The 19,877-nt window shown below is 65.7% G+C and carries 15 protein-coding genes and 1 pseudogene; 8 read left to right on the plus strand and 8 right to left on the minus strand.

Features of this window, described 5'->3' with window-relative positions; genetic code table 11:
- Positions 1-53: 53 nt before the first annotated feature.
- From G4O04_10830 to G4O04_10855, 6 genes are all read right to left on the minus strand, one after another.
- Positions 54-1,220: an acyltransferase gene (locus G4O04_10830; protein ID HEY59005.1), complete on the minus strand. Its 1,167-nt coding sequence runs from the start codon at positions 1,218-1,220 to the stop codon at positions 54-56.
- Entirely contained in the window at positions 1,211-2,227 is a 1,017-nt protein-coding gene (locus G4O04_10835; protein ID HEY59006.1) for a M23 family metallopeptidase, read from the minus strand. Before G4O04_10835 ends, G4O04_10830 begins: the two co-directional genes overlap by 10 nt.
- Positions 2,228-2,302: 75 nt before the next feature.
- The gene (locus tag G4O04_10840) at positions 2,303-2,830 is read right to left on the minus strand and encodes a DUF2179 domain-containing protein (GenBank protein ID HEY59007.1); all 528 of its coding nucleotides are present in this window, start codon (positions 2,828-2,830) and stop codon (positions 2,303-2,305) included.
- Positions 2,827-3,372, minus strand: coding sequence for a hypothetical protein (locus G4O04_10845; protein ID HEY59008.1), 546 nt, complete (start codon positions 3,370-3,372; stop codon positions 2,827-2,829). Before G4O04_10845 ends, G4O04_10840 begins: the two co-directional genes overlap by 4 nt.
- An 18-nt stretch (positions 3,373-3,390) precedes the next feature.
- On the minus strand, positions 3,391-5,562 hold the full coding sequence (locus G4O04_10850; protein HEY59009.1) for a glycosyltransferase family 1 protein: 2,172 nt from the start codon (positions 5,560-5,562) through the stop codon (positions 3,391-3,393).
- 120 nt (positions 5,563-5,682) lie between these two features.
- The gene (locus G4O04_10855) at positions 5,683-8,469 is read right to left on the minus strand and encodes a cation-translocating P-type ATPase (protein ID HEY59010.1); all 2,787 of its coding nucleotides are present in this window, start codon (positions 8,467-8,469) and stop codon (positions 5,683-5,685) included.
- A gap of 159 nt (positions 8,470-8,628) precedes the next feature.
- Between G4O04_10855 and G4O04_10860 the strand changes: the two genes are divergently transcribed.
- Entirely contained in the window at positions 8,629-9,561 is a 933-nt protein-coding gene (locus G4O04_10860; GenBank protein ID HEY59011.1) for a hypothetical protein, read from the plus strand.
- 18 nt (positions 9,562-9,579) lie between these two features.
- On the plus strand, positions 9,580-10,338 hold the full coding sequence (locus G4O04_10865) for a hypothetical protein (GenBank protein HEY59012.1): 759 nt from the start codon (positions 9,580-9,582) through the stop codon (positions 10,336-10,338).
- Positions 10,339-10,426: 88 nt separating this feature from the next.
- Here G4O04_10865 and G4O04_10870 read toward each other — a convergent pair whose 3' ends face one another.
- Both G4O04_10870 and G4O04_10875 read right to left on the minus strand, forming a co-directional pair.
- The gene (locus tag G4O04_10870) at positions 10,427-11,218 is read right to left on the minus strand and encodes a DUF92 domain-containing protein (GenBank protein ID HEY59013.1); all 792 of its coding nucleotides are present in this window, start codon (positions 11,216-11,218) and stop codon (positions 10,427-10,429) included.
- 66 nt (positions 11,219-11,284) lie between these two features.
- Complete coding sequence (locus G4O04_10875; protein ID HEY59014.1) at positions 11,285-12,091, minus strand: hypothetical protein; 807 nt, start codon at positions 12,089-12,091, stop codon at positions 11,285-11,287.
- A gap of 93 nt (positions 12,092-12,184) precedes the next feature.
- Between G4O04_10875 and G4O04_10880 the strand changes: the two genes are divergently transcribed.
- The 6 genes and pseudogenes from G4O04_10880 to G4O04_10905 form a co-directional block, all read left to right on the plus strand.
- Positions 12,185-13,294, plus strand: a complete 1,110-nt coding sequence (locus tag G4O04_10880; protein ID HEY59015.1) for a phospholipase — start codon at positions 12,185-12,187, stop codon at positions 13,292-13,294.
- A gap of 186 nt (positions 13,295-13,480) precedes the next feature.
- Positions 13,481-14,854, plus strand: a pseudogene (locus tag G4O04_10885) (ATP-binding protein).
- A gap of 1,135 nt (positions 14,855-15,989) precedes the next feature.
- Positions 15,990-17,348, plus strand: a complete 1,359-nt coding sequence (locus tag G4O04_10890) for a site-specific DNA-methyltransferase (protein HEY59016.1) — start codon at positions 15,990-15,992, stop codon at positions 17,346-17,348.
- Entirely contained in the window at positions 17,345-18,199 is an 855-nt protein-coding gene (locus tag G4O04_10895; GenBank protein HEY59017.1) for a restriction endonuclease, read from the plus strand. Before G4O04_10890 ends, G4O04_10895 begins: the two co-directional genes overlap by 4 nt.
- Positions 18,200-18,213: 14 nt before the next feature.
- Positions 18,214-19,578, plus strand: coding sequence for a hypothetical protein (locus tag G4O04_10900; GenBank protein HEY59018.1), 1,365 nt, complete (start codon positions 18,214-18,216; stop codon positions 19,576-19,578).
- Positions 19,579-19,739: 161 nt separating this feature from the next.
- The coding region (locus G4O04_10905) for a hypothetical protein (GenBank protein ID HEY59019.1) at positions 19,740-19,877 on the plus strand (138 nt) is incomplete at its 3' end.

Raw genomic sequence — 19,877 nt, forward strand, 5'->3', positions numbered from 1 at the left:
TTTCCTGCCCGCGAGAGGGACGGGCAGGTCGTGGCGCTCTACCGGCTCAGAGCCTAGGCGAGGGGCACGCGTTCCACGTCCGGGTTACGGGCGGGCGGAACGTATCGCCAGCGGTGGCCCCAGTTGATGAAGCGCTTTTCCAGCAGGTGATAATTCACCCAGGCAATGCCGTAGGTCACCCCGGCCGCCAGCAGGGTGACCCCGATAGAAGGCAGGTCTTGGAATCGGGGGGGCTGATGGAATATCCAGGCGTGAAGCAGGCCGTTGACGAGTTGATGGAAGAGGTAGATGCCGTATGAAATCATGCCTATCTTGCGTAGCCAGGCTTTCTGGAGCAGGCGAGCCAGTCTGCCCTGTTCTTCGCTGAGGATCCACGCCAGAAGGGTGGCATAGAGGAGGGCGTTGAAGAAAAGGTGGTTGGTGCTCCCCAACGGTTCGGAGAAGGAGAGGTAAAAGTAGCGGCCTGTCAGGAGGAGGAAAACCCAGGGTAGGACCTTTTTCCACCGGGCTGAGAGGCGGGCGCGGGATTCGAGAACCGCCAACAGCACGCCGAAGAACAGGGCGTCGAACCGCCATGGGGTGAACATGAAGCCATAGAATTTCCCGTCTCCACCCAGGGTGCGGCGTAACAAGAGGGGGAGTCCCAAAAAACCGAGCGCAACCCAGGGGAAGCGTCTGGGGGAGGTGACGCGTACCAGCCAGGGAAGGAACAAGTAGAACTGTTCTTCAATGGCCAGGGACCAGGTGATGGCGAGAAATTCGTTCCCAAAGGTGCCGTGCAGAATCATGGCCAGATTTTGCCCATAAATTAGGTAGGCTTCCAAGGGAAGGGGGTTGGCGAAGAGGGTTGGGTCCAAGTTCAGAAAAGGGGCGTGGTGGGCCAACCAGCGTAAGCCCAGGAAGAGGAGCAGAAGTTCGTAGTAGGCAGGGAAAATCCGTGCGATGCGCCGGAGGTAGAACACGCGGTAGTAGTTTGGAGCTTCCCGGTGGTGGAGAAGGATGCGCCCGATGAGAAAACCTGAAAGCACGAAAAAGAGGTCCACCCCTGTGCCCCCTCGGCTCAGCAGGTGGCGTAGCCATTGGAGCAGCGGGGAAGGGCTTTGATGGATGGGAATCGCCACATAATGATAGGCGACCACCATCAGGATGGCGACCCCACGGACGCCGTCCAGGGCTGGGATGCGGCGCAGTGGGGCTGGGCGTGGCGTGGTCAAGGACAAGGGAGCAGCCTCCAGTACACCACTGTGAGCCGTCCAGGCTCCGCGGTCAGCAACAGTTCATGCGGGCACCCTAGGGCGACCACCTGAAGCCGGTAGGAGCCCGCCGGCAGGTTGCCCAATGCCTGGGTTTCGTGCCATTGGGGATCGCCGGCCAGGTTGGGGTCGGCGTAGGTTTCGAGGTATAGAGGGGCGGAGGAGGCGTCTGCCGGGATCACGCTGACGGCGGAAGAGGTCCCGTTAAAGTAGATGGGGTTCCCCTGAGGGTCGGTGATGCGCCAGGCGACCACGCTCATTCCCTCGGGTGGGCGCAACCAGAGCAGGGGGTTCTGCACGGCGTCGTAGGTATTCTGGCCCAGGCGCACTTCCAGGTGCAGATGAGGCCCTACGGCCACGCCACGGCTGCCTACGGTGCCGATGAGGTCGCCCTGGGCCACCTGTTGCCCAACGGTCACGGTGATGGTCTCCAGGTGGCCGAAAAGGGTGAACACCGGTTGCGGCAGGCCAGGGAAGGTGTGGCGCAGCACCACCGCCTGGCCGTAATAGTTGGGCCAGGGTGCCAGCAGATGTTCCGGGGCATCGTCAGGGCCGGCGAAGACCACCTCGCCAGAGGCCGGAGCGAGCACGGGGTCGCCTTGCGCGGCGGGGAGATCCAAGCCGTGGTGCGGGTCCCGGCGTCCGCGAGCCGTGCCGCCGAAGGGGTAGTAGGCCAGGGTAGCCGCATCGGGGGGCGGCACGGGCCACGCCAGCATGAAATGGCCGGGCAGCACGCACACGGGCCCGGCGCAGGGCACGGAAGTCGGCGTGGGTGTGGGCAACTCAGGAGGAGGCATTGGGCTGGGGGGGAGGGGGGAAGGAAGAGGGGAGGCGGTGAAGGTGGGCCGAAGCGCAGGCGAAGGGGGAAGGGGCGTTGGAGTGATCGGGCCACGACAAGAGGCCAGCACCAACACGCCGAAGACGGCCCACCCGAGGAGGACGAGGCGGCGGTTTCGCGTGTGCTCGAAGGTCATAGGCGGCGTCAAAAGGCGTCCCGATGGGGGAAGAAGGGGGGGTGACGTACCGGAGTTCTGAGCGGAGGGGCCCTGTTATGCCCGGAAGTAACCCCGGCGCAAGGGGCGGATTTCTTCCACTGTGATGAAGGCGTTGGGATCCAGGCGGGCCACCAGCTCGCGGATCTCGGGCACCTGACGGCGGGTAACACTCAGGTTGAGCACGGTGACCGTGCCGTCGCGCCCGCGCCCGGCCACTTCGGTGACGGCGAAGCCGGCCTTGCGCAGCCCTTGAGCCAGGGCAGCCCCCTGGCGGGGGCTAATCACCCGCACATGGGCATAGCCCATGGCCAGACGCTCTTCCAGCCACATACCCACCACCGTGCCGGTGGCGAAACCGGCGGCGTAGCCCACCATGTTGAGGATGTTGTCCAGATTGGTGAGCACCTGGCTGATGGCCAGCACAAAGACCAGGGCCTGGAAGAAGCCTAGCACCCAGGCCAGAGCCTTTTGCCCGCGGATGACGAACAGCAGGCGCAAGGTGGCCGCCGAGACATCCACGATGCGTAAGGCGAAAATCAGCAGCGTCGAACCGATCCCGGCGAGCCAAGGGAGTTGAATCATGGTCGCCCTCCTATGCCGCTCCGCCACACGCCGCGACGGATGGGCCGCACCGTCTCGGCCGTGACGAAGGCGTCGGGGTCGGCCTCCGTGACCAGTTGCAACACACGCGGAAGTTCCTGCTGGATGACACCAATGTTGATCAGGGTGACCGTGCCGTCCCGCCCCTGGGCCGGTACTTCGGTGAAGGCGTAGTCTGCGGCGCGCAGCGCCTGCCCCACAGCGCCACCCCGGCGGGAACTGATGATGCGCAGATGGACATGGCCGGGCATCAGGCGGCGTTCCAGCATCATACCAAACACGCTCCCGGTGGCAAAGCCCAGGGCGTAGCCCATCAGCGGCAACGGGCGCTCGAGGGAGGTGGTCACCATGCCCAGGGCCAGGAGGAAGAGGATGGATTGGAGAAAAGAAAGCAGCCATGCCCAGGCCTTGTGGCCGCGGGCGATGGCTGCCAGGCGCAAGGTGTCCAGCGTCAACCCTGCCAGGCGAAGGAAGAACAACAGCACGGCGGCGACCCAGAGGGTGCGCGGTGCCCAGGCGAACATCGTGCCTCCTCGGAGCCTTTACAGGTCTTCGGAAACCTTTTCGAGCTGGCCCTGAATGATGGGCAGGTAAAGTTGTTCCAGATATTCTTTGAGCATCCGTCGGGTGCTGAACTGGGGCGCTACGGTGCGAATGGACTCTTTCATGCGGGCAATCCACTCGCCGGGGAGACCATCCGAGGAGCGTTTGCGGTAGTACATGGGGATGATTTCGTTTTCCAGCGTCTCATACAGGCTTTCGGCGTCGGCTTCGTCCTGCAGGTCGGGGTCCTCGTAATCGCAGTCTTCCCCGATGGCCCAGCCGTTGTGGCCGTTGTAGCCTTCGCGCCACCAGCCGTCAAGCACCGAGAAGTTGAGCACGCCGTTGATGGCCGCTTTCATCCCCGAAGTGCCGCTGGCCTCGTTGGGCCTACGGGGCGTGTTGAGCCACACATCCACGCCCTGGACCAGATGGCGGGCTACATTCATGTCGTAATCCTCGATGAACACCAGACGTCCGCCGTTTTCGGCCAGTTTGACCTTGCGGTACACCTCCTGGATGAGGCGCTTGCCCGGCTCGTCGGCGGGGTGGGCTTTGCCGGCGAAGATGATCTGCACCGGCATGTTGGGCCGGTTGAGCAGTTCGAGCAGACGCTCGAAGTTGCGCAGCACCAGGCTGGCCCGCTTGTAGGTGGCAAAGCGGCGGGCAAAGCCGATGGTCAGGGCATAGGGGTCAAGCAGCGCCCCGGCGGCGACTACCTGTACCGGATGCACGCGGAGTTCCAGCCACATCTTGCGCGCCCGCTCGCGCATGAAGGCCACCAACTTGCGTTTGAGGTGTCGATGCACGGCCCACAGTTCCGCGTCGGGGATGCGCTCCACCTGTTCCCACACGGCGGGGTCGTCCATGTGTTCCCGCCAGTCCGGGCCTAAGTAGCGGTCGAAGAGGATGGTGAGCCGACGGGCCAGCCAGGATTCCAGGTGGACGCCGTTGGTCACATGGCTGATGGGGACCTCATCCTCGCGGCGGTCGGGCCAGAGAAAGTGCCACATGCGGCGGGCCACCTGCCCGTGCAGTTCCGACACCCCATTGCGGAAGCGCGAAAGACAAAAGGCCAGGATGGGCATGCTGAAGGTCTCGCCCCAGGTGTGTTGTTGCCGGGCCAGGTCGAGGAATTGCTCGCGGGTCAGGCCCAGTTCCGGCCACAGGTAGGCGAAGTATTTCTCCACCAGCCACACGGGAAACTCGTCGTTGCCCGCGGGGACCGGCGTGTGGGTGGTGAACACATTTTGCGCGGACACCTGTTGTTTGGCCTCGGCAAAGGAAAGCCCCTGGGCCACATACTCCCGAATGCGTTCCAGGGTCATGAAGGCCGAGTGCCCCTCGTTCATGTGCCACACCGTGGGGTTATACCCCAAGCGGCGCAAGGCGCGCACGCCGCCGATGCCCAGGACGAGTTCCTGGGCGATGCGTAGTTCCAGGTCGCTGAGGTACAGGCGGGAAGTCAGGGCCCGATCCTCGGGGGCGTTGTCCTCTACATCGGCGTCCAGCAGGTACAGGGGTATCCGGCCCACCTGGATTTTCCAGAGGCGGAGGCGCAGTTCCCGGCCGGGTAGGGTCACCGAAACCGTCAGGGGGGAGACCCCATCTTCTTCGTAGAGGGGAACGATGGGCAGTTCTTCGTAGGCCAGGTCCACACCCAGGGCTTCCTGCCAGCCGTCATCGGAGATGCGTTGGGTGAAGTAGCCATGGGTGTAAAAGAACCCCACGGCCACCAGGGGCAGCCCCAGGTCGCTGGCTTCTTTGAGGTGGTCACCTGAAAGCACCCCCAGGCCACCGGCATAGATGGGCAGCGTTTCGTGCAGCCCGAACTCGGTAGAGAAATAGGCGATGGTACCCTGTACATCGGGGTATTGGCGGCGGAACCAGGTGTCCCTGGCCTGGAGGTAGGCGTCGAACTGGCGCAGGATGCGATCGTAGAGGGCCAGGTAGTAGCGGTCGGCGGCCACGGCGTTGAGTTGGGCGCGGGCCACCTGCCGGAGAAAGCGAATGGGGTTGTGCCCGGTCTCTTCCCACAAGGCTTTGTCGATGTGGGTGAAGAGGCGCTGGGCATTGGGTTTCCAGGTCCACCACAGGTTGTACGCCAGTTCGCCCAGGCGTTCGATGCGCTTGGGCAAACTGAAGTGGTTGGGTGGGATTTCGCGAAAAGCCATAGGATGCTCCTTGGCAAGGATACCAACAAATGCCGATTTTACCATGAGAAGAAGCGCCCCGCTTTTCCGGAGGCGCTGCGCATGGTCGAGAAGCGCGGAAAAGGGGGCCGCGACGGCTTTTCAAAAGGCCCTTCGTTGGCGGGCCAGCAGGGCTTTCAGGACCTCGGCAGCGGCGGCAGGGATGAAAAGCAGCCCAAGGATGATACGCCATTGGGCCCAACCCAGCGGCACGGTGTCGAAGATGGGGTTCAGCGGGGGCAGGTAGATCACGGCCAGCAGCAAGAGCGCAGAGGAAAGCACGGCCCAATTCATCGCCCGGTTGCTGAACAGCCCGATGGTGAATACCGAGTGGCGTTCGGAGCGGGCCGTGTAGGCCCGCAGCAGTTCGGAGAACGCCAGGGTGGCGAAGCCCATGGTCTCGGCCAGGGCGGGGTTGTCGGGGTGGTTTCTCAACCCCAGGCCGTAAGCGGTGAGGGTGGCGGCGGTGATGACCAGCGTCTGGCCCAGGATGCCCAGCCACATCGGACGGTTGATGATGGGCTCCTGGGGCGGGCGAGGGGGGCGTTCCATGATGTCCGGGTCGCCTTTTTCCACCCCCAGGGCCAGGGCCGGGGCGCCGTCGGTGATTAGGTTGAGCCAGAGCAACTGGATGGCCTTCAAAGGGGAAGGCAGCCCTGCCAGGGTGGTCAGGAAGATGGTGGCGATCTCGGCCAGGTTGCAGGAGATGAGGTAATACACAAACTTGCGAATGTTGCTGTAGATGATGCGGCCCTGCTCCACGGCAGAGACAATGCTGGCGTAATTGTCATCGGTGAGCACCATGTCGGCGGTTTCTTTGGTCACATCGGTGCCGGTGAGGCCCATGGCGATGCCGATATCGGCTTTTTTGATGGCCGGGGCATCGTTGACCCCGTCGCCTGTCATGGCGACGACCTCGCCATGGACCTGGAGGGCCTCCACAATGCGCAGTTTATGGGCCGGGGAAACGCGGGCAAAGACGGCGGTCCGGGAGACGGCTTCCCGGAAGGCGTCCTGGTCCATGCGCTCGATGTCGTCCCCGGTCAGGGCTTGCGCGCCGGGCTCCCACAAGCCGATCTGGCGGGCCACGGCCACGGCGGTGTTGAGGTAGTCGCCGGTGATCATCTTGGTGCGGATGCCGGCGCGGCGCGCTTTTTGCAGCGCCGGGATGACCTCGGGGCGAGGTGGGTCGATCATCCCCAGCAGCCCGGCGAAGACCAGATCATGTTCCAGGGCGGCAGGGTCGAGGCGCTCGGGGCGTTCCTTCAGCGGGCGGTAGGCGACGGCCAGCACTCGCAGGGCCTGGGAGGTCATGGCTTCGTTGGCGGCCAGGATGCGCCGACGGGCGGCCTCGTCTAAGGGGCGCACCTCCCCTTGGGCGTTGAGCACGGCCTGACACAGGCCCAGCACAATGTCCGGCGCGCCTTTGACCAGCACCACATAGGGCGCATCTTCCCCGTCGTGGGGGGCAAAGGTGCCGCCCTTGGCCGATGGGAGGCGATGCACCGTGACCATGCGTTTGCGCTCGGCGTCGAAGGGGATTTCGGCCACGCGGGGGAAGGTGGCCTCAAGGGCCGGCTTGAACCTGCCCGCTTTGGCGGCGGCGACCACCAGGGCGATTTCGGTGGGGTCTCCTGTGGCGGCGAAGGTGGCGGCCTGATCGCGGGCTCCGGAGGGGGGCAACTCGGCGTCGTTGTTCAGCGCGGCGATCCAGAGGGTGGTGAGCAAAGCCGGATGCCGGGTGGGGTCGATCCGCTCTCCCTGCCGCAGGAACTCGCCCTGGGGCTGGTAGCCGGTCCCGGTGATATGGAAGGTCTGACCCGCCGTCCACACCTGGGTGACCGTCATCTCGTTCTGGGTCAGGGTGCCAGTTTTGTCGGAGCAGATGACCGTGGTGGAGCCCAGGGTCTCCACCGAGGCCAGACGGCGGACCAGCGCATGGCGTTTGATCATCTCCCGCATCCCCAGGGCCAGGCTGATGGTGACCACCGCGGGCAGGCCCTCGGGCACGGCGGCGATGGCCAGGCTGACGGCGATGAAGAACATCTCCAGGGGCGGTTGACCGTTCATCCAGCCGAGGGTGAAGATCAGGGCGCTGATGCCCAGGGCGGCCCAGCCAAGAAAGCGCCCCAGGGATTCCAGCCGGCGCTGGAGGGGCGTGGGCTCGTTTTCCACGGTTTGGATCATGCGGGCGATGAGGCCCAGTTGGGTGTGCATGCCGGTGGCCACCACCACCCCGTGCCCCCGTCCGTAGGTGACCAGGGTGCCCATGAAGGCGGTGTTCACCCAGTCGCCGGTGGCGCGGCGGGCGTCCAGCACCACGGCGGCGTCTTTGCTCACCGGCTGGGATTCCCCCGTGAGGGCCGACTCGTCGATGCGCAGGTTGACGGCTTCCAGCAGACGCACATCGGCGGGTACATAATTGCCGGCCTCCAGCAGCACGATGTCCCCGGGCACCACCTCCCGTGCCGGGATGACCTGGCGGCGGCCATCGCGGATGACATGGGCTTCTGGGGCGGCCATCTGGCGCAGTCTGGCCAGGGCCTCCTCGGCTTTGCGTTCCTGGATGACGCCCAGGGCCGCGTTCAAGGCCACGATGGCCAGGATGGCCCCTGATTCCACGAAGTCGCCCAACAACGCCGAAATCAGGGCGGCGGCCAACAGGAGCCAGATGACGAAACTGTTGAGTTGCGCCCAGAGGTGTTGCCAGAAGGTCGGCGGAGGTGCCTCGACCAGTTGATTGGGGCCGTACCGGGCCAGGCGGCGGCGGGCTTCGGCGGTGCTCAACCCCTCGCGGGGGGGCGTGTTCAGGTGGCGCAGTACCTCCTCAGCGCTCAGGGCGTGCCAGGCGGGCGGGCTCGGGGCGTTCTGCGAAGGGGAAGGCGGCATGGGCGTCTCCTCGGTGATGGGATGTGCCTTTGTCAGGCCGCGGCGCTTTAACCTTGCTCGGGCGGTTCAACGGGCGAAATCACCCTCCATGCCCATATTATACGAAATACGGCGCGGGAGCGGTGGACGTGCTATAATCCACCCTCAAGGAGCAGAGAGATGAGAGGCTGGCGCAAAGTGAACATCGTTCGGGGGATCGGCCTCTTGGCCTTGAGCGGGATCTTGCTGTGGGGGTGTACCGGTGCGGTCGGGGGACCCTCGCCCACGGCCTCCCCCCCGCCGACGGCCACCTGGACGCCCTGGCCCCCTTCGCCCACACCGGTGCCCGTGGCCGCCGAGGTCAACGGTGAGCGCATCACGGTGGAGGAAGTGCAGGCCGAAATGGCCCGTTTGCAAGCCGCCGCAGCGCAACTTGGCATGAATCTGGCACCAGAGGAGGCGTGGCAGCGCGCGCTGGACGATTTGATCGACCAGGTGCTGCTGGCCCAGGCGGCTGTGGAGCAGGGCTTCGACCTGGAGGCTGCAGTGCAGCAGGGCCTGACCGAGGCCCAGGCGGCTTATCCTTCTACGGAGGCTTTTTTGGCATATCTGGCTTCTTTGGGCTTTGATGAGGCCGGCTATCGGGCCTGGTTGGGACGGGCGACGGCCGCCGCCTGGATGCGCGATCGCATCGCGGCCCAGGTTCCCACCCAGGCGGAACAGGTACACGCGCAACAGATTTTGATATATAATGAACAGGAGGCCCGGCAAGTCTGGCAGGCTTTACAAAGCGGCGCCGATTTTGACCAGTGGGCCGCCGTGTACGATCCGCAGAATCGGGGCGATTTGGGCTGGTTTCCCCGGGGTGTGTTAAGCGAACCCGCTCTGGAGGCAGCCGCCTTCCAGTTGGATGTGGGTGCCATCAGCCCGGTCATCGTCACCCCTTGGGGGTATCACATTTTGCGCGTTCTGGAGCGCCAGTCGGCGCGTCCTTTGAGCACCCCGGCCCGGCAGATTCTGCAACAGCGGACGTTGGCTCAATGGTTGCAAGCCCGCCGTGCGCAAAGCGAGATCCGCCTGGGGCCTTCCCCGTACCCCACCTCGGCGCCTTGAGGCGAGGAGAGCGTTCCGATGACCACCGACGAGATGGATCTGTTTGAGGATTTCGATGAGGGAGGAGGCCGTCCCCGCAATCCGGGGATGGTGTGGAATGTGCTCACTTTTTTGACGCTTCTGACCACGGTGTGTTTGCTGGGTTATTTTGTGGCGATTTTCGTCAATCCGTACAGTGGCCTGAACCCTTTCCCGCCACCCACCTTGCCGCCCACCCTGGGGTTCCCTACGGCGACCCCCACCCAGCCCTTTGCAACCTTGCCCCCGACCTGGACCCCCAGTCCAACGCTGACCCCGCCGCCCACCAATACCCCACCCCCCTCCCCGACGCCCTCGGTCAGTCCGACGCCGGTGTTGCCTTCGGCTAGCCCGACACCCACGGCCACGCCGCCGTATGGGCTTCAGCCGGGCGTCCCGGCCTATCTGAGCAGCCAGATCTGGCACCCGGATCAGGGGTGTAATTATCTGGGCGTGGCCGGGCAGGTGCTGGATGTGAACGGCCAGCCCCTGGTGGGCGCGCCGATCGCTATCAAGGTGGAGGGCACGCTGGCCGACACGGCGATTTCTCAAGTGGCCCTCCCGGGCACCGCGCCCCATGTGGGCCCGTCAGGGTTTGAGGTGATGCTGGCCGATCACCCCATCGCTTCTTCGGGCACGCTCTACATCCAGGTGGTGGACTTGAACAACTTCCTGCCGCTTTCGGAACCAGTGTACTTCGGCACCCGTGATTCGTGCGAAGAAAATGTGGTGCTTATCAACTTCCAGCGCCAGCCGTAGGCTGGGGCGGTGGTGAAGCCCTGCTTTGAGACGCCAACGACGGGCCGGTGACGGGCCCGTCGTTCGTTTTCCCCGGTATCGCAGGGGGTCAACGCCACCCGGCCAGGAGTGCAGCGGTGAGGGCGCCCACCAGGGTGGCGAGGAGGTTCACGCCGTCGTTGTCCAGCCCGCGCCAACCCTGGATGGGATGGGTGGGTTGGCCGCAGGTGTGCCGGGGATGGTGTTCGGTGGTCTTACCGCAGGCGGGACAGAAATACACCACCTGCACGGTGGCGCCTAACAGGGAGTCGGCAAGCGCGCCCAGAAAGCCGCCCAGCGTCACGGCCAGCCCGGTCCGCAGGTCGGCGCCCCCGAGGGCCAGTAGTCCCAGCCACAGGCTGCCCAGGGCCGAGGCCCCTAGGCCCAGAGTGGACACCGCCCCCGAGGTGCCCGGCGGCACAGGGCGCCAGTGGCGCACATCGCGGGGCGGGCTGGGGCTGAGCACGCCGATTTCGGTGCCCCAGGTGTCGGCCGTGGCGGCGGCCAGAGCGCCAGCCGCAGCAGCCCACCACCCTGGGGCGGGGAACCATGCGTGGCCCAGGGCGCACAGGGCGGCCACGCCACCGTTGGCCAGCACTTGAGCGGCGTCCCGGGCGTTGCTTTTGGCGAAGCGGGTTTTGAGGGCAGCCTTGCGCCCTGGCGCCACAAAAGACAACAGAGTGGAGGGCAGGAAAAAGCCTAGCAAGAGGGCGGCCCAAGGCCAGCCACCGAAGCCCAGCATGGCGCCCCCTACCAGGGCAGCGGCCCAGGCGCCTGAGGTGGTCAGGGCGCCCCAGCGATAGGCTCCACCGGCCACCGCGGCGGCTAGAAGAAAGGCAGCCAGCAACCAAAAAGGGGACATAAACCAAAAGGGTTGTGGAAAAAGGCGTATAGATCTGTGGAAAACCGGGGAGTGTCTGTGGAAAACTCAGGAAGAGAAGAGGAAAAACAGGGTGAACAGGAGCAGGCTGAGGGAAGCCAGGCTGTTGCTCAGCCAGATCGGGTAAGCCAGCGCCCGGCGGCGAGATCTGCGGTAGGCGAAGAATCCCATCCCCAGGCCTGCGCCGAGGAAGAGGAAGTTCACCACGGGGAGGAGCAACCAAGAGGTCACGGTGGCGTTCCCCGGGATCCGGCCCGTGGAAAGCAGGGCGGTCAGCAACAAGGCTCCACCGCTGAGCCAGGCGGTCAGCAGCAATCTCTGGGCCCAGCGGTCCGTGCGCAGTTCGCCGAAGACATCCAGAGGATGGCGGGTGTAGGGAGGAAGCGGGTTCAGGCTGCCCGCCTCGGCGGCCAGGCGCAAGGCCTCCAGAAAAGCGGCAGGGTCCTCCGGCGAGAGGGCGTACCACCCGTGAGGCGTTTCCACCAACACCAGGCGGTGGGGGTCGGCGGCCAGGTACTCGATGGTTCCCCAGGGGGCGCGCCGACGGCCCAGCAACCAGCCGGGCCAGCGTAGCCGGGGCAGGGGAGCGGGGCGCTCCAGGCCCTCGTTGAGGTAGGCGCTCAGCACTTCGGGCATGGGCAGATGTACCTCACGCCAGCCCCAGCGCAGTTGCAGGCCGTCGCGGTGGATCAGGTATTCGCTGCGCTGCAGGGCATAGAGGCCGTAAAGGAAAAGCCCGGCCAACCCGACGAGGAGCAACCCGCCGAAGATGTCCAGGGCCAGGGGCGGCCCCACCGGGGTCATGGCGGCCAGGTTGAGCAGCCAGAAGCCGCCAGCCAGGGCCAGTAAGGCCAAGAGGCCTTGGAAAAGGCTTCCCGCGGTGCGGGGCGGTTGAAAGCGTTGCGCCGTATCCACGGGCCCATTATACCCCCATGCTATAATTGACGCATGAGGCGTTCCCGGGCTTCTTTTTGGGGGCTGGTGGCCGCTTTGCTTGCCATCGCGCTGGGGGGTTTTGTGGCCCTGTTTCGGATGCTGAGCGGGCCGGTCCATCCCAGCGCGCCGCGGGCGGTTACGCCGCCGGCGGTGACCGCGCCCTCAGGCGAGGGGGCGGCCTGGGCGGTGTTCTTCACCCGGCCCGAGGAGCCCGCAGCGGCTACCCTGCGCGGCGGGCCTGACGCGGCGCTGGCGCAGGCCATTATCGGCGCCGGGCGGCAGGTGGATGTGGCGGCCTACGATTTGAACCTGTGGAGCCTTCGGGACGCTTTGCTGACCGTGGCCCGGCGGGGCGTGCCCGTGCGGGTGGTGGCCGAATCGGATCACCTGGACCGGCCGGAGTTTCAGGATTTGCGGACCGCTGGGATCCCCGTGGTGGGCGATGGGCGCGAAGGGCTGATGCACCACAAGTTCGTGGTCATCGACGGCTACGAAGTGTGGACCGGCTCGATGAATTTCACCCTCAACGGGGCGTACCGCAACGACAACAATTTGCTGCGCCTGCGTTCCCTCCGCCTGGCCGAGGATTACACCGCCGAATTTGAAGAGATGTTCTCCGACCATCATTTCGGCCCGGATGTGGGGGAGAGCACACCCTACCCGCAGGTGAGCCTGAACGGGAGGCCGGTGGAGGTCTGGTTCTCGCCCGACGATCATCCCCTGACACGCTTGCTGAACCTGATGGGCCGGGCACAAAAGCAGGTGCTTTTCCTGGCGTTCAACTTCACCGACGACACTTTGGCGGCCAGGCTGATGGCCCTGCACGCCCAGGGAGTCGAGGTGCGCGGGGTGTTCGAAGCCCAGCAGGTGGCCTACAGCCAGGGCAACGAGTACCGTCGCCTGCGGGAGGCCGGGGTGCCCGTGCGCCTGGACGGCAACCCCCACCGGATGCACCATAAGGTGTTCATCGTGGATGGACGTTGGGTGGTCACGGGGTCGTACAATTTCACCCGCAGCGCCGAAGAGCGCAACGACGAGAATGTGCTCATCCTCGATGACCCGGACCTGGCCGCCCTGTACACCGCGGAGTTCGAGCGGGTGTGGGCGCTGGCCCAGCCGTGAGGATGGGGGATGGAGAGGGGAGAAGGAAAGCGGGAGGGGGAAAGAAAAACGCGAGATGCTCTCTCGCGTTGGGTAGGTTGGGGCCAGGGGGCCTTTTTGCAGTACAATAGACCCAACCTGCTGTTGTCCTTCAGAGGGGGGTGCGTTCACCCTCTCGGCATATCCCGACCATCAGGAGGGACACCCATGCTGGATATCCGCGGCAAGTTTTACCTCGGCCGGTGTTACGATTTGGCCCAGGGGCAGGTGTTGCCCGACCTCGTGCTCTACGACCCCGATGACCTGACCACCCACGCCTTTGTGGTCGGCATGACCGGCAGCGGCAAGACTGGCCTGTGCATCGACCTGCTCGAAGAGGCTGCTTTGCAGGGCATCCCGGCCCTGATGCTGGACCCCAAGGGCGACATCACCAACGCCTTGCTCCACTTCCCCGATCTGCGGCCCGAGGACTTCGCCCCTTGGATCAACCCCGACGAGGCCCGCCGCGAGGGCAAGACCGTGGCCCAGATGGCCGGCGAAACCGCCGACCTCTGGCGCAACGGCCTGGCCAAATGGGGCATTGGCCCCGAGCGCTTGCGCGCCCTGCAGCACGCCGCCCACTTCACCGTCTACACCCCTGGATCCGACGCAGGCATCCCCATCTCCATCCTGGCCTCTCTCAAGGCGCCCGACATGCCCCGGGAGGGCAACCAGGAACTGCTGCTAGAGAAAATCAGCGGCACGGTGACCGCCTTGCTCACCCTGGTGGGTTTCGACGAAATCGATCCCGTGCAATCCCGCGAGCACATCCTGCTGAGCAACATCTTCCAGCACGCCTGGCGTCAGGGACGCGACCTCACCCTGGCCGACCTCATCCTGCAGACCCAAAGCCCGCCCTTCGAGAAACTGGGCGTCTTCGACATCGAGACCTTCTTCCCTGCCAAGGACCGCGCTGCCCTGGCCATGCGGCTGAACAACATCCTGGCCGCCCCCACCTTCCAGACCTGGATCCAGGGCGTCCCCCTGGACATCCAGCGCCTGCTCTACGCCCCCGACGGAAAGCCGCGCCACAGCGTGTTCTACCTGGCCCACCTCAGCGACCAGGAGCGCATGTTCTTCGTCACCCTGTTCTTCTCGGCTGTGGAAGCCTGGATGCGCACCCAGCCCGGCTCCGACGCCCTGCGCGCCCTGGTGTACTTCGACGAAATCTACGGCTACCTGCCGCCCACGGCCAACCCGCCCTCCAAGCAGCCCATGCTGCGGATGCTCAAGCAGGCCCGCGCTTTCGGGCTGGGGCTGGTGCTGGCCACCCAAAACCCGGTGGATGTGGACTACAAGGCCCTCTCCAACATGGGCACCTGGTTCATCGGCCGTTTGCAGACCGACCGCGACAAACAGCGCCTGCTCGACGGTCTGCAGGGTGCCTCGCCCGGCGTGGATCGCGGCACCTACGACCGGCTGATTTCCAGCCTGCGCAAGCGGGTCTTTCTGCTGCACAATGTGCACGAAGCCGAACCGGTGGTCTTCCACACCCGCTGGGCAATGAACTACCTGCCCGGACCGCTGACCCGCGCCCAGATTCCAGCGTTGAACCGGATGGTCGGTGCCGAGGCCCCGGGGGCGGCCCCGGACGGGACCCCGGGGGCCGTCGCCGCGCCCGCGGGGTCCGGTGCCGTCCCCCAGGGTCCGGCCCGGGAGGAACCCGTCGGGAGCGGTGAACCTTCCGAGGATTGGGGCCTGACCACCAAGCCGGCGGTGCCGTCCGGGGTGGCCGAGTTCTTCCTCCCCCAAACCCTCACCCTCTCCGAGGCGCTGGAGAAACACGGGGTGCGCCTTTCCCCCGAGGCCGAATCCCTGGGCGTGCGCTATCGGCCGATCCTGTTGGCCCAGGCCGAGGTGCGTTTCGTGCGGGCCAAGTATGGCTTGAACACGGTGCTCACCCGCACGGCGTTGGTGCAGGAGGTGGACCGGAGGGGCATAGTGCGCTGGGAGGACTGGGAGGCCGAGCCGGTGGACGAGCGCACGCTGGAACGAGGGCCGTTGCCGCAGGCCCGCTTTGTTCCCCTGGAAGCGCCCTTGACCGATGGCAAGGCCCTCAAGGCGCTGCGTCGCGACTTCGCCGAATGGGTCTATCGGGAGACGGTGGTCACCGTGCGGGCCAACCCCAAGTTGAAGGTGTACGCCGGGCTAGAGACATCGCGGGCGGCGTTCCTGCGGCGGTGCAGCGAGGCGGCCCGTGAGAAGATGGAGAAGGAGTTGGACAAGGTGCGGGCCCGGTACGAGCGCAAGTTGCGCACCCTGCGCGGGCGGCTGGCCCGCGAGGAGCAGGAGCTGGCCCAGGACCAGGCGGAATACGAGCAGCGCAAGATGGAAGAGTTGGGCACCCACGCGGAGAACATCTTCGGCCTGTTCATCGGCCGGCGGCGTCGGCTGAGCACCTCGCTCACCAAGCGCCGCCTGACCGAGCGGGCCAAGGTTGATGTGGAGGAGTCGCTCCAGGCCATCGAGCAATACAAGCGCGAGATCGCCGACCTGGAGCGGGAGATGGAAGAGGCGCTGGAAGAGGTCAAAGCTCGCTGGGCCGAGATCGTGGAGGTCGAGGAGGAGATCCCGGTCACGCCCTACAAGAAGGATGTGCAGGTCAGCCTGTTTGGCGTGGCCTGGCTGCCGTGCTATGTGTTGCGCGACGAGGAGCGAATTGTGGAAGCCCCGGCGTATGGGTAAAAGGACGATGCAACTGCCCTTAGGCTTGCCCGAAGAAGAGACCCGCTTGCGCCCCGAGGTGGCGGCGTTGCCCACCCGCGCCGAGCGGTTGGCCCGGCTGCTCCAGGGCGACCTGGACTTCCACGGCCGGCAGGACGCCAGCCCTTTGCACGCTTTACATCCTTTCCCGGCCAAGTATCCTCCCCAGTTACCGCGGCTGTTCATCCAGCATCTCACCCAACCCGGCGAGGTCGTGCTGGACCCCATGATGGGCTCTGGAACCACGGTGCTGGAAGCCCGGCGTTTGGGGCGGCGGGCCGTGGGCACGGATATTGACCCGCTGGCGTTGCACCTGGTCGCGGCCAAGGTGGCGCCGCCGTCGCCGCTGGCTTTCGAGGAAGGCTTTGCGCGCGTGTTGCGCCGGGCGGAGGCGCATCTCGGCGCGGCCGGCCGGCTGGCGGAGGAATACGCGCGCCGCTTCGATGACGCGACGCAACGGTTTCTGGACTACTGGTTCTTGCCGGATACGCAACGCGAGTTGCTGGCGTTGAGCATGGCCATCGCGCAGGAGGCGCCGGCGTTACGGCTTTTCCTGCAAATCGTCTTTTCGAGTCTCATCATTGCCAAATCGGGCAGCGTGGCCCAGGCCCGCGACCTTTCGCACACTCGGCCTCACAGGGTGCGCAAGCCCGTCAAACCGGCGCTGGAGGTTTTTCGGGTCAAGGCCCGCCGGGCGCTGCGCATGTTGACCGAACATGCGGGCTTTCCCCCCACGGCCCCGCCGGCGCTGCTGGCCGAGGCCGACGCGCAGCATCTGCCGTTGCCCACGGACAGCGTGGCGCTCATTGTCACCTCGCCGCCCTATGCGGCCAACGCCATTGACTACATGCGGGCACACAAGTTCACTCTGGTGTGGTGGGGCTATTCGGTGAGGCAACTGAGCGCCTTAAGACGGGAGTACATCGGCGGAGAAGCCCTTCAGGGGGTGTGCTTGGAGCCGCTGCCGGGGCCGGCCGAGCGGGCCGTCGAGCAAATCGCAGCGGTGGACCCTAAGAAAGGCCGCGTGCTGCACCGTTACTTTTCTGAGATGCGGCGGGTGTTGTGGGCCATGCGTCGGGTGCTGGTGCCCGGTGGCGCGGCCGTGTTGGTGGTAGGGGAGAGTACGATGCGGGGCCAGCCGGCACAGGTGCCGCAGAGCCTGGGGGCAATCGGCGAGCAGGTGGGGTTGGCCCTGGTGAGCATCGGGGAGCGCCGCCTGGATCGGGACCGGCGCATGATGCCGGCGCGCCGGGGCCGGGCCGCCACGGCCATCGAGCAGCGGATGCATGTGGAGTATGTGCTGGGATTTGTCAAGCCAGGAGGAAAGCCGTGAGCGCGGTGTGGGCGACCTTGCGCCGGGCCTATCATCGCCAACTTTGCCAGCAGGTGTTGGCTTTGGATAGCCGCGGTGTGCCCAACAATGCAGATCGCCATAGCCGGGCCAGCCGCGCCATCGCCCAAAATCTGTGGCAGATCGTCTGCGCTAAGGTGAGTGTTACGCCTCCTACCCGGCAAGTGCCGGGGCAAACGGTAGGGCGGGCCTTCGAGACGGCCACCAGGACCTATCTGGAGCAGGCCTTTGGCCGTTTGCAGCACCTGCGTCCCGGTCGCTGGCATTTCACGGTCTCTGGGGAAAGCCACCAGTTCGCTCAATATCGGCATCTCGTCGATCTCAAAAGCATTTTGCAGGCCCATCGCCAGTTGCACGCTGCTTTGGGGGATTACCTTATTCACCCCGACATCATCGTGGCCCGTTATCCTGTAACCGATGAGGAAATCAATCGGGAGGAGAGGTTGCTGGGGGAAGAGGAAATCGCTACGCTGACCCCCTTGCGGGCGGCCAATAACAAGGCGTTGTTGCTGCACGCCAGCGTTTCGTGTAAGTGGACGATGCGCAGTGACCGGGCGCAGAATGTGCGCACGGAGGCGTTGAACCTGATCCGTAACCGCAAGGGCCACACGCCGCATGTGGTCGTGGTCACGGCAGAGCCGCTTCCTGGACGGCTGGCCTCGTTGGCGTTGGGCACCGGAGACCTGGACTGCGTTTACCATGTGGCCTTGCCCGAATTGCGCCGGGCGGTGGCCGCGCTGGGTGAGGAGAGCGCCCGGGAACTGTTGGAGACCATGATCCTTGGCCAGCGGCTGCGCGACATCAGCGACCTGCCCCTGGATCTGGCGGCGTGAAGGGAGGCGGAACGGTGCGACGGCGTGACCTGGTGCTGTTGGCCCTGGCCGGCTTGGCTCTTCTGGTGAGCCTGGGCTTCTTTCTGGGCGCGCCGCGGTTGGAAGCGGTGGCTCCGGCCAAAGGGGAGGAGGTGGCCGTGGGCTGGGTTGAGGTGCGGCTCACCTTCTCCTGCCCGGTGCGCCTGAAGGATGTGGAGGCCCGCGTGGCTTTTGACCCCGCCGTGCCGGGCACCTGGCGCCTTGAAGGGGAAGGGCGGGTGGCCGTGTTCACCCCGGAAGCGCCCTGGCCTCCGGGAACCGAGGTGCACGCCACGCTGCGCAGCGGGGTGCGGGCCGCCGGATGGCTGCCCTGGCCGGCCCTGGGCGGACGTGTCTGGCGCTTTGCCGTGGCCCCGGTGCTCTTGGCCTACCTTTCCCCCGCGAACGGCCCCGCCGACCTCTACGCCTTCGACCCCCGGCAGGGTTCGGTTTCGCGGTTGACCAACCTCAACGGGGTGTTGGCCTACGCCGTAGGCCCTCGAGGGCGCTGGATTTACCTCAGCGTGCGTAACACCCGTTTCGGCGCTGACCTGTACGCGTTGGACCGCCTCTCCCCCGAGAAGGAGCCGGTTTTGCTGCTGGCCTGCCTGGCCGATGTGTGCACCGCCCCGCAGCCCGCGCCCGATGGCCGGACGCTGGCTTTTCAGCGCAGCGACGCCTCGGGTCAGCATTTGCGCATCTGGCTGTTGGATGTGGCCACCGGTGAGGCGAGGCCGGTTTCGCCTGAGAACCACTACGCGCAAGACCCCCGCTGGAGTAAAGACGGCAAACTGGCCTACTATGACGCCACCCGGCAGGGCTATGTGGTGTTGAACGCTTCTCGGGAAGAAGAGGCCTTTTTCCCCAGCGACACGCACGCCGGTTACACCTGGACGGCGGATGGACAGGCCCTTTTGGTGGTGCGGTTACAGCCGCTGCCTCAGGTCAAGGGAACTCATGGGGAGCCCTTAGTGACGGCCCATCTCTGGCGCTTGAGCCTCACCGCCGGAGTGCCGTTGGATTTGAGCCGCCCGGCCGAGGTGGAGGATGCCGCGCCTGCCGCCGACCCCACGGGACGCTGGATCGCCTTTGCCCGGCGGTACATGGACCCCGATCGCTGGACCCTGGGCCGGCAGGCGTGGCTGATGACCCCCGTGGGCGGTTCGCCTCACCCGTTGACCCAAAGCCCCAATTTTCAGCACCAGGCGTTTGCCTGGTCACCCGATGGGAAACGACTGGCTTTCGTGCGTACGGATCAGGGGGATTTGGGGCTGCCGCCGGAGGTGTGGGTGTATGACCTGGTAGAAAACACCCTGGCCCGCGTGGCCGTCCATGCTTATGCCCCCTGGTGGCTTCCTTAGGCCCGGTGATCTTGCCTGCCCGTTCCTTGTTTCTCTGCTGGCTGCTGCCGGCCCAGGCGCAGCACCGTGCCCGCCCTCGCCGGCGTCCCTGGTCTGTGCAGGTGCGCCGTGGGTCCCCGTGGATTATAATAAACCCAAAAAGTGTGGCTGAGGAGGGGCTTATGCGCCGGATTATCCTTACCGTGGTCATGGGCCTGTTATGGGCCGTGGGCCTGATGGGTTGCCGGGGCCGCCTGCCCCAGGCCGCGCCCGCAACCCCCACCCAACCCACCTCCACCTTCACCCCTACGCCCACATCC

Source organism: Anaerolineae bacterium (genome assembly GCA_011176535.1).
Lineage (GTDB): Bacteria > Chloroflexota > Anaerolineae > Anaerolineales > DRMV01 > DUEP01.

Bases quoted from the DNA above. Each gene is read 5' to 3' on its own strand.
- G4O04_10835 (HEY59006.1), bottom strand. From the start codon at position 2,227: ATGACCTTCGAGCACACGCGAAACCGCCGCCTCGTCCTCCTCGGGTGG.
- G4O04_10840 (HEY59007.1), bottom strand. From the start codon at position 2,830: ATGATTCAACTCCCTTGGCTCGCCGGGATCGGTTCGACGCTGCTGATT.
- G4O04_10845 (HEY59008.1), bottom strand. From the start codon at position 3,372: ATGTTCGCCTGGGCACCGCGCACCCTCTGGGTCGCCGCCGTGCTGTTG.
- G4O04_10850 (HEY59009.1), bottom strand. From the start codon at position 5,562: ATGGCTTTTCGCGAAATCCCACCCAACCACTTCAGTTTGCCCAAGCGC.
- G4O04_10855 (HEY59010.1), bottom strand. From the start codon at position 8,469: ATGCCGCCTTCCCCTTCGCAGAACGCCCCGAGCCCGCCCGCCTGGCAC.
- G4O04_10860 (HEY59011.1), top strand. From the start codon at position 8,629: ATGAGAGGCTGGCGCAAAGTGAACATCGTTCGGGGGATCGGCCTCTTG.
- G4O04_10865 (HEY59012.1), top strand. From the start codon at position 9,580: ATGACCACCGACGAGATGGATCTGTTTGAGGATTTCGATGAGGGAGGA.
- G4O04_10870 (HEY59013.1), bottom strand. From the start codon at position 11,218: ATGTCCCCTTTTTGGTTGCTGGCTGCCTTTCTTCTAGCCGCCGCGGTG.
- G4O04_10880 (HEY59015.1), top strand. From the start codon at position 12,185: ATGAGGCGTTCCCGGGCTTCTTTTTGGGGGCTGGTGGCCGCTTTGCTT.
- G4O04_10890 (HEY59016.1), top strand. From the start codon at position 15,990: ATGGGTAAAAGGACGATGCAACTGCCCTTAGGCTTGCCCGAAGAAGAG.